Annotated in this window: 9 protein-coding genes and 1 riboswitch; of the genes, 5 read left to right on the top strand and 4 right to left on the bottom strand. The window is 45.0% G+C overall.

All coding sequences use genetic code 11. The annotated features are described in order from the left end of the window. From RH89_RS08075 to torD, 3 genes are all read right to left on the bottom strand, one after another. Positions 1 to 278 (bottom strand): TfoX/Sxy family protein (locus RH89_RS08075; protein WP_004400959.1); only part of this gene is annotated, 278 nt, incomplete at its 3' end. 124 nt (positions 279 to 402) lie between these two features. Beyond that, a riboswitch (cyclic di-GMP riboswitch) is annotated at positions 403 to 496 on the bottom strand. 161 nt (positions 497 to 657) lie between these two features. Beyond that, positions 658 to 1662 (bottom strand): HTH-type transcriptional repressor PurR, encoded by a 1005-nt coding sequence (gene purR / locus RH89_RS08070; RefSeq protein WP_004400957.1) that lies wholly within the window; start codon positions 1660 to 1662, stop codon positions 658 to 660. A gap of 315 nt (positions 1663 to 1977) precedes the next feature. Further along, the gene (torD, locus tag RH89_RS08065) at positions 1978 to 2619 is read right to left on the bottom strand and encodes a molecular chaperone TorD (RefSeq protein WP_004400955.1); all 642 of its coding nucleotides are present in this window, start codon (positions 2617 to 2619) and stop codon (positions 1978 to 1980) included. Positions 2620 to 2916: 297 nt separating this feature from the next. On the opposite strand from torD, the gene torR reads away from it, so the two are divergent. Next, the gene (torR, locus tag RH89_RS08060) at positions 2917 to 3630 is read left to right on the top strand and encodes a two-component system response regulator TorR (RefSeq protein ID WP_004400953.1); all 714 of its coding nucleotides are present in this window, start codon (positions 2917 to 2919) and stop codon (positions 3628 to 3630) included. 75 nt (positions 3631 to 3705) lie between these two features. Here the strand turns inward: torR and elyC are convergent, their stop codons facing one another. Beyond that, complete coding sequence (gene elyC, locus RH89_RS08055) at positions 3706 to 4497, bottom strand: envelope biogenesis factor ElyC (protein WP_004400949.1); 792 nt, start codon at positions 4495 to 4497, stop codon at positions 3706 to 3708. Positions 4498 to 4612: 115 nt separating this feature from the next. Here elyC and cmoM point away from each other — a divergent pair, with 115 nt between their 5' ends. The 4 genes from cmoM to mukB form a co-directional block, all read left to right on the top strand. Beyond that, a complete protein-coding gene (gene cmoM / locus RH89_RS08050) occupies positions 4613 to 5398 on the top strand; it encodes a tRNA uridine 5-oxyacetic acid(34) methyltransferase CmoM (protein ID WP_004400947.1) in 786 nt (261 codons plus the stop codon). 11 nt (positions 5399 to 5409) lie between these two features. Further along, complete coding sequence (gene mukF / locus RH89_RS08045) at positions 5410 to 6747, top strand: chromosome partition protein MukF (protein ID WP_004400945.1); 1338 nt, start codon at positions 5410 to 5412, stop codon at positions 6745 to 6747. Further along, complete coding sequence (mukE, locus tag RH89_RS08040) at positions 6728 to 7438, top strand: chromosome partition protein MukE (RefSeq protein WP_004400943.1); 711 nt, start codon at positions 6728 to 6730, stop codon at positions 7436 to 7438. The genes mukF and mukE overlap by 20 nt, the downstream gene beginning before the upstream one ends. Further along, positions 7435 to 10185 (top strand): chromosome partition protein MukB (gene mukB / locus RH89_RS08035; protein ID WP_004400939.1); only part of this gene is annotated, 2751 nt, incomplete at its 3' end. The genes mukE and mukB, both read left to right, overlap by 4 nt.

Genomic DNA, 10185 nt, shown 5'->3' with positions numbered 1-10185 from the left:
ATGATGTCGTCAGTATTTTCCCAGCTGATTTCTGGGAGGGCAAAATACTTGGTGACGACCGGGAATCCACGCTTTTTGTAAACGTAAGGCTTTAGACCTTGTTGCTCGAACTTTTGAGCACTTTTTGAGTCAGCTCTGATATGTAACGTGTTTTGAACTACTAAGGCGAACATAGTGTCGTCGGCAAAAATGCCAAAACCACCAAACATTGAACGTGATTTAATCGTCCCTAATGGTTCAAATAGCTTCAATGAGTTTTTAAGTATTGGTTTATCCATGCTGTACTGTCTCGGCTAAAGAAGTTATGCCACTACTAAGTTCAGGTCCGAGAAAAAATAGCAAAGTGATGCAGCCAGATGTCAGAGTTCGGTTAACTCTGGAAAAGAAGTATGCATATTTGCCATCGGCAACCCCGCTACCATTTGGATTTTTTATACATCCATTTAGGCCGGAAGCTTTGCGTCCCACTTTTTCAAATGGTTTGCCCTGTGCGTGACAGTAAAATCATAGAGAAAAAATTGAACAAGAATCACATCGAGATGCCTCTAATGTGATCTTAATCCAAAAAATAAATGCATAGATATAAATATTGTTTCTTATTTGACCAAAAACGCAAAAAGCCTGGATTATAACCAGGCTTTATTAGAATTAACTAAATCAATTTAACTTTTTAACAGAACTTCGCTCTATGATCTCCGGATGCATTTCGAAGATTCTCTTATCGTGCTCTTTGTCTTTGATTCGTTGCAGTAAGATTTCAAATGCGGTTTTCCCGACACGACGTTTTGGCTGGTGAACGGTAGTCAGGGGAGGTGAGAAATACCCAGACAGTTCAATGTTGTCGTAACCGATGATTGATATGTCATCAGGAACACGCAAACCATTCTCCTGTAAACGGCTAATCACACCTAGTGCCATAAGGTCGTTAAAACAGAATACAGCAGTTGGGCGTTTGTCCATCGCTAGGATCTTGTCTGCTGCGATAACGGCTGTGTCACACTCAAAGTTACCCACAAGAATTCGTTCTTGATTGAACTCCACACCAAACTCATTCAGTGCGCGCTTGTAACCTTCTACACGCTCGATACACGCTACCTTTTCTTCGTGACCAGTTAAACAAGCGATGTCAGTGTGACCATTTTCGAGCAGATACTTGGTTGCCAGATAGCCCCCTTCTTCGGAGTTATCAATGATCTTATCTGCCTGAGAACTTTCAGGGCCCCAGTCCATGATGACCTTAGGAATAGAGGCATGTGCATCCAGCATTTCGCGAAGATCTTCAGTCAGATCAGAACACATGACTAAGATGCCATCGACGCGTTTTTCTGCCAGCATACGGATGTAGTCGCGTTGTTTCTCGTAGATACCACCAGTGTTACATAAAATGAGTGTGTAGCCTTGTCGGTAACAGTAGCTTTCAACACCATCAACAACCTCGGCAAAAAACGGGTTGCTTGATTGTGTAACTAACATTCCTATCGTTCGAGTGGTATTGCATTTTAAGCTTCGTGCTACTGCACTTGGTGCATAGTTCAGTTCATCGACTGCTTTTTTTACTTTTTCTTGTGTGGCTTCAGCGACAAAGCGAGTTTTGTTAATAACGTGGGATACCGTTGTAGTCGATACTCCGGCTAGTCGTGCGACATCTTTAATTGTGGCCATAAAACAAATATCCTGTAGAGCCTGGCTGAGAGGTAAAATCAAAATTCAGCGGGCGGATTTTAATTGTATTATTTAAATTCGGCTAAAAACACAAAAACCGCTATTAAAACAGCGGCTTAGGTTGAACATTTCAGCGATTTCATATTTTATCGTTTGCGATCACGATCTTAGTCTTTAATTCGGCATTAGACAATGGACGGATTCGTAAAAATTTATACCAAGTGTCACATTTATGAAGATAATGAATTCGAATTAAGCAACTGGGTTTATATCTCATGTCTTATCGCCAAATATCTCGCAGTTGCTTTGGTATACCTATTCTCCAGCTATGTAATCGCAGTCCAATTGGATGAAGTCTATTAAAAGCTGAGAAACAGAGGCATAGAAACCAAAGTCATCATACTTCTGACAGTTTTCATTAAACTGCGGCAGCCATGTCATTAGATGTGTTTCAATAAAATCTTTCTGTTCCAATAGTGCTTGTTCAAGCGCTTCTTCATTGAGAGTTTCGTTTGATTTAACAATCAAATTACCCAGAAAATCCAATTGAATTGCAAGGTGATCGGCAGGTTCTTTGAGGCCTTCCATCATGGCGATGTTTTTTTCAAGCAATAGCGCTTCCATCTGCCTGGTTGGTTCACCATTTAACAGACCTGAGTGGTAAATGGATGCGTAGGGCAGTGCCGCGTGCTTATCGGTGGTCAGGAACAACCCACAAAAATCAGCCGCAAGCTCCAGCCTTGCATCTTCGCGGTCTTGTAGTTTATTCAACGCTTCGATCAAGCGTGTAGCTGCTGAGTTGAGCGTACAGTTTTCTGCCAAGCCACCAATAAAACCCCGAATTTCAGCAGTTTGATATTTCGCAAGTTCTTCATCGCTCATCTCACGAGCAAACAAACTCGATAGCCACCAATATATTTCCGCTCGCTTCTCATTGAATAATTTGGTTTCTTGCATGGCGTTAACACTCCGGACGAAATAGATGACGCAATTTTAACGGATAAAAATGAACAGAACTATTCCAAAGAATGGCGAAAAATGAAAGGAAATAGAGGATTGTTAACAGGAACAGATAGGTTGTTTTGAATCAATAAAAGTTAGGAAATTAACTCGATTTTAGTGAATTCGCTAGAAATGTAACGATTTGTGAATAGAATATAAAGAGTCGCAAATAAACTGTGGCGAGTTTGTCTTTTTTTTCAATTATAACGACGAACAAATTAAACCTTATAAATACAAAAGAAAGTGGTGTAAATGAGCTATCACGTATTAGTCGTAGAAGACGATGTGGTTACCCGAAGTAAATTGGTGGGATATTTCCAGAATGAAGGCTATCAGGTGAGTGAAGCTGAAAGTGGAGAACAAATGCGTTCTGCACTGACAGAAAACTCGGTTGATTTGGTCATGCTGGACATCAACCTGCCAGGTGAAGACGGGCTGATGCTAACTCGTGAACTACGTAGCCAATCTGATATAGGGATCATTCTCGTCACAGGACGCACGGATAGCATTGATAAAATCGTTGGGCTCGAAATGGGTGCTGATGATTATGTGACAAAACCTTTTGAATTACGCGAGCTGTTGGTTCGAGTGAAGAACCTATTGTGGAGAATTTCTGCAGCGCGACATGTACCAGCACGAGCCGATCAGAAAGAAGAAACTGGTCAGCTCATTCGATTTGGTGAATGGACATTCGACATTCAACGTCGGGCGTTGAGCAAAAATGGTGAGCCTGTAAAACTCACTAAAGCAGAGTATGAATTGCTGGTTGCTTTGTCTTCCCATCCGAACAAGGTATTAAGTCGTGAACGTATTTTGAATATGATCAGTCATCGGGTTGATGCACCAAATGATCGTACGATAGATGTTCTGATCAGAAGAATGAGAGCCAAAATGGAATTCGATCCGAAGAACCCACAAATCTTTGTGACGGTTCACGGAGAAGGTTACATGTTTGCTGGGGACTAAGTTCGAACGTTCAATATGATAAACAAAAAACCGAGGTTAAAGCCTCGGTTTTTTTATTTCATAATTTCAAAGCAGTTAAGATGCTTCGTTTAACTGGGCATTTGAGTTGGTTGCAAAATCACGAAGTGTTTGCCACCAAAGCCCTAAACGCTCATGCCAATAGGTCTCAGTCCACATTAGATATCCAGATTGAGGTCGATATTTGTTCCAAGGTTGCTTGACCAAATTTGAAGCCAAGAAGTTGGTGGGCGCAGGAGTAGGGTTCATACCTGCATCATGAAACTCGCGCAATGCTCGTGTCATATGGCTGGCAGAGGTCACCAGAACAAGATTCTTATTGTTGACAAATACCGATGCTTGCCTGGCTTCTTCCCAAGTATCCTTGGCGGTTTCTAGTAAGATAATATCGGGTTTGGCAACGCCAAGAGCGAGTGCGACCTTAGCCATCATACGTGCGTTACTGATTTCAGAACCGCCACCATAGCCAGATAAAATGAGTTTTGCCCCCGGGTACATGCGCAAAATACGAATGCCTTCGGCTAGTCTTACTAATCCTGTACCGCTTAATTCTGAAGTTGGGGGAATATCATCATCAACAACATGCCCGCTTCCCAATACCATGACATAGTCAATGGTTCCTTCAACGGGTAAAAATCCTTTGTGTTGGCGCTCCATGGGCATCAGTAAACTGCTGGCAACAGGTTGGAAAGAGGAGAGAAAAATACCAGCAAAAGATAAGAAAATAAGAAAACAGCCTGTACCGCGTTTCAACGTGAACATGACCAACAATAACCCAACCACCCCAATTATCAAAAAGCCTGGGAGCGGCATCAGCAGCGCAGAAAACACTTTTTTCAGCTCAAACATACTTAAATAGCCCGAAAAATCATCACTTGATTATGAAAAAGGCGATGAAGCCTTTATTACTTCTTATCCTGTGACAGAATAAGCGGCACGAATAGCCATGATAACCTAAGCCACAGTGACAGAAGATCGTAATTTCGACGATATTGCCCACAAATTCGCAAAAAATATCTACGGATCCGAGAAAGGTGATATACGTCAAACCATTGTTTGGGAAGATTTAATTGTAGCATTAAGTGAGCTCAATGATGAAAGCCGCCGATTAAAAATCCTTGATGCAGGCGGTGGTCTTGGGCAAATGTCGCAAAAAATTGCCCAACGCGGACACGATGTCACACTCTGTGATCTATCTTCTGAAATGCTAAAGCTGGCTAGAGCAGACATTGAAAAACACGGTTTGCTTTCCCAATATCAGCTAGTTCACTCTCCAGTTCAAGAAATTGAACAGCACCTCACAGAGAAAGTTGATATGGTGCTTTTTCATGCGGTCATGGAGTGGTTAGGAGACCCAAAAACAGCGCTTGAAAAAGTGCTTGAACAAATCAAACCGGGTGGAGTTGGCTCTATCATGTTCTACAACCATCATGGTTTGGTGTTAAAAAACGTGATTTGCGGCAATATTCCTCACATTTTAGAGGGAATGCCGCACAGAAAACGCTTTAAACTTCAGCCTCAAAAAGGTTTGAAGCCGGAAGAGGTCTATCAGTGGATAGAAGACGCCGGATTTGAAATATGTGGTAAATCGGGTATTCGCTCCTTCCACGACTACATAGGCAATATGGAGTACATGGGCGATTATCAATTTGAAGATGTACTGGCACTTGAAAGACAACTGTGTCGTCAGGAGCCTTACCTTTCTTTAGGACGCTACATTCACGTATGGGCGAAAAGAAAGGCACAATAACAGGATGAACAATGAGTAATGTAACTCTAGATGTTGTAGAGCAACCAATCGATGAATTGGTTGGCTGGGTAAAACAACACGATTTCTCATTGAACTTGTCTACTGAACGTCTGGCTTTTCTAATTGCGTTAGCCGTTTTAAGTAACGAGAGATTCGATGAAGAGCTGGGTGAAGGAGAATTGCACGACGCGTTCTCGATTGTCACCCGCTTATTTGATGACACGGGGGAAGCCTCAGCATTTCGTGCGAACAACGCCATTAATGAAATGGTTAAACAAAAGTTGTTAAGCCGCTTTACAAGTGAAATGACTGAGGGAGCGAGTATCTATCGCTTGTCACCTTTAGCGGTGGGGATTACGGACTACTACGTACGCCATCGTGAATTTTCTAAACTTCGGTTGTCCATTCAGCTGTCCATGGTGGCAGATGAAATGGAAAAAGCCATTGCCGCTGCCAAAGAAGGCGGAACGCCAGGTCACTGGAAGAAAAACGTATACGGAGTGCTTAAGTACTCCGTAGGGGAGATCTTTGACCAAATTGACCTAAACCAGCGCGTAATGGACGAGCAACAGCAATCGGTGAAAGACCAGATTGCTGAACTGCTAAACCAAGACTGGCGCGATGCCATCAACAGTTGTGAAGCCTTGCTGAGTGAAACGTCCGACACCCTGAAAGAGCTGCAAGACACCCTGCAAGCGGCAGGTGACGAGATGCAGACTCAGCTTCTTGATATTCAGGAACTGGTGTACGGGCAAGACGAACTGGAGTTCGTCGAGGAAGCGCTTTTCGGTCTTCAGATGAAATTAGACCGCATCATCAGTTGGGGTCAGCAAGCCATCGACCTGTGGATTGGTTACGACCGCCACGTGCACAAATTCATCCGTACTGCCATTGATATGGATAAAAATCGCGCCTTTAGCCAAAGGTTGCGTCAGTCCGTTAATGAATACTTTGATGCACCATGGATGCTGACTTACGCCGATGCCGAAAGGCTTCGAGACATGCGTGATGAAGCGCTTGTGCTGCGTGACGATGAAGTCATGGGGCAAGTGCCATTGGACGTGGAATACGAAGAATTTGAACAAGTGAACGATGAGTTATCGGAGCGCATCAGTGACATGCTTCGAGTTCACAAAGAGCAGGGGGCACCGATTGATCTCGGTATCGTACTGAAAGACTACCTGTCTACTCACCCGCAGACTCATCACTTTGATTTAGCCAGAATCGTTGTCGACCAAGCCGTGCGCTTAGGTTATTCCGAATCCGATTATCAAGCGATTCAGCCAGACTGGCAGGCAATTAACGATTTTGGTGCGAAGGTACAAGCAAATGTCATCGATAAATACTGAAGAATATATGCCAGAGAAACTGGCAAAAGCGATTTCTAACCCGCTATTTCCTGCTTTAGACAGCGCACTGCGTGCTGGGCGCCATATCTCCTCTGAGGACTTGGATAACCACGCTTTACTAAGCGATTTTGAAACCGAGTTGGCGTTGTTTTACCAACGTTACAACACCGAACTGGTGAAAGCGCCGGAAGGCTTTTTCTACCTTCGCCCACGTTCCACATCTTTGATCGGTCGAAGCGTCTTGTCTGAACTCGACATGCTGGTGGGGAAAGTGTTGTGCTTCCTTTATCTCAGCCCAGAGCGTTTGGCACACGAAGGCATCTTCACCAATCAAGAGCTTTATGACGAGCTGATTTCCCTCGCTGATGAGAAAAAGCTGATGAAGCTGGTTACCAACCGTGCGACGGGTTCGGACCTGGACAAAGAAAAACTGTTTGAAAAAGTTCGTACATCACTGCGTCGGTTGCGCCGCCTAGGGATGATTATCCCAATTGGAGAAAACGGTAAATTCCGAATCAGTGAAGCCGTATTCCGCTTCGGTGCAGATGTGCGAGTTGGCGACGACATTCGCGAAGCACAACTGCGTTTGATCCGTGATGGTGAAGCCGTAGTGCACCAACAAGAGCCTAGCCAGGTCAGCTTGCTAGAAGAACCTGAAGAAGAACAACAAGAATTAGAAGGTGAAGCATGATTGAAAGAGGTAAATATCAATCACTAAGCATGATCAACTGGAACGGTTTCTTTGCCCGTACCTTTGATATTGATGAGCTTGTTACAACCTTATCTGGGGGTAACGGTGCCGGTAAGTCGACCACCATGGCGGCATTCATCACTGCACTTATTCCAGACCAAAGCTTGCTTCACTTCCGAAATACAACCGAAGCCGGCAGTTCGCAAGCCTCTCGTGACAAAGGGTTATACGGTAAGCTTCAGCCAGGTGCCTGTTACTCCGTGCTTGACGTGGTGAACTCACGTAATCAACGTTTGTTGTTCGCCGTTAAGCTACAGCAAGTAGCGGGTCGCGATAAAAAAGTCGACATCAAGCCATTCGTGATTCAAGGCTTACCAAGTCATGTCAAACCTACCGACATTCTCATTGAGTCGGTTTCTGACAAGCACGCTCGCGTTCGCCAAATTAATGAAGTGAAAGAAACCGCTCTGGCACACGAAGGTGTCCAGTTCAAAGCGTTTTCTTCTGTGGTTGAATACCATTCACAAATGTTTGAATTCGGTGTGTTGCCGAAGAAACTGCGTAACAGTGGCGACCGCTCTAAATTCTACCGTTTGATCGAAGCATCGCTGTATGGCGGTATTTCCAGTGCCATCACTCGTTCATTGCGTGATTACCTATTGCCGCAAAATGGCGGAGTGAAAAAAGCCTTCCAGGACATGGAATCGGCGCTACGTGAAAACCGAATGACGCTAGAAGCGATCAAAACAACTCAAGCCGATCGTGACTTGTTCAAGCACTTGATCACTGAGTCGACCAACTACGTTGCCGCAGACTACATGCGCCACGCTAATGACCGTCGCAATAAGCTTGAGTCCACCATGTCGTTTCGTGCGGAGTTGTTTGGCTCTCGCGAGAAGCTGATTGAGCACAATAATCTTCTTAACCGAGTACAAGAAGAGCTGGAAATGCTCGTCGAGCAAGAAAGCGGTCTGGAACAAGATCATCAAGCGGCGTCTGACCACCTACAACTCGTGCAGAATGCACTGCGCCAGCAAGAAAAAATTGAACGCTACCAAGAAGACTTGGAGGAGCTTAGTGAGCGCCTTGAAGAGCAAATCATGGTAGTGGAGGAAGCACAGGAGCGTTTGAGCGAAGCGGAAGAGCAGGCACACATTTCTGAAGAAGAAGTGGATAGCTTGAAAACGCAGTTGGCAGATTACCAACAAGCCCTGGACGTTCAACAAACCCGCGCTCTGCAATACCAGCAGGCGGTAAAAGCGTTAGACAAAGCGCGTGAGCTAGCAAGCTTTGAAGGGTTAACCGCTGACAACGCGGCAACACTGTTGAGCGAGTTAAAGCAGTCTGAACAAGACAAAACCACAGCACTTCTTTCTGTTAAGCACAAATTGGATATGTCATCTGCAGCGGCAGAACAGTTTGATTTGGCATACAAATTGGTGAAAAGCATTGCGGGTGATGTTGAACGTACGCAAGCCGCAGACGTGGCAAAAGCCAGTTTGCAAAAAGCGCGCGACAATCAACAACTGCTTCAAAACGAAGCGCAATGGCAAGCACAGTATCGCGATTTAGAGCGCAGTCTTAACCAGCAGCGTGTAGCAAAACTGAGTGTTGACGAATATCACAAGCAGCACAATGTTACTTTGGATGACGAAGTCACTCTGGAACAAGAGCGTGAGCGTCATAGCGCGACGGTAGAATCGGTTGAACACGACCAAGAAGTGCTTCGCGAGCAACGCAGTGAATTACGCCGTAAAGAGCAAGACGCTGATGCGGAAATCAAGAAGTACGAAGCCATTGCACCTACATGGATTGCTGCACATGACGCGCTTGAGAAACTGAAAGAACAGTCAGAAGCCGATTTATACGACAGCCAGGCGGTTATGTCGGAAATGCAGCAAGTCCTTGAGCGTGAAAAAGCGCAGTCAATGGCAAAAGACAAGCTGAATGAGCGCCGTACCCAATTGGATCAAGAGATTGAACGTTTGGCATCACCAGGTGGTTCCAACGACCCTCGTCTCAAAGGTCTGGCGGACACCTTAGGTGGAGTGCTGCTTTCTGAGATTTATGACGACATTACCATTGATGATGCGCCTTATTTCAGTGCCATGTACGGTCCAGCTCGTCACGCAATTGTCGTGTCTGACTTGTCGGGCATTAAAGAAAAACTGGTGGAATTGGACGATTGCCCCGAAGATCTTTACATCATAGAAGGTGATGTGGATGCGTTTGATGACAGCTCCATCAATGCCGATGAACTTGAAGGCGCGGTATGCGTCCAACTGAATGATCGTCAGTTGCGTTATTCCAGATTCCCAGAGATCCCTTTGTTTGGTCGTGCAGCGCGCGAACAACGTCTGTCGTTGCTACGTGAAGAGCGCGATGAAGTGGTAGAGAATCACGCCAAAGCTGCGTTCGATTCGCAAAAGCTTCAGCGTCTATACCAAGGTTTCAACGAATTCGTCGCAAAGCACATCTCTGTCGCATTCGAATCCGACCCAGAACAAGCACTGCAAGTGGCTCGAGACCAGCGCAATCAGATTGCGCGTCAGTTGTCTGATCTTGAAAACCGAGAGCAACAGCAACGCAGTCAATTGAGTGCTTCCAAGCAGGCGTTATCGCTACTGGATAAACTCGCGCCAATGATGGGCGTTGTAGAAGACGAAACACTGGCGGATCGCCATCAGGAACTGGAAGAAAAGCTCTCACACTTAAGTGAAGCGAAACACTTCCAAAGCATGCATGGC

It is taken from the genome of Vibrio nigripulchritudo ATCC 27043 (assembly GCF_000222685.1).
In the GTDB taxonomy this organism is placed as follows: Bacteria; Pseudomonadota; Gammaproteobacteria; order Enterobacterales; family Vibrionaceae; genus Vibrio; species Vibrio nigripulchritudo.
This window is presented reverse-complemented; position numbering and strand designations above follow the sequence as displayed.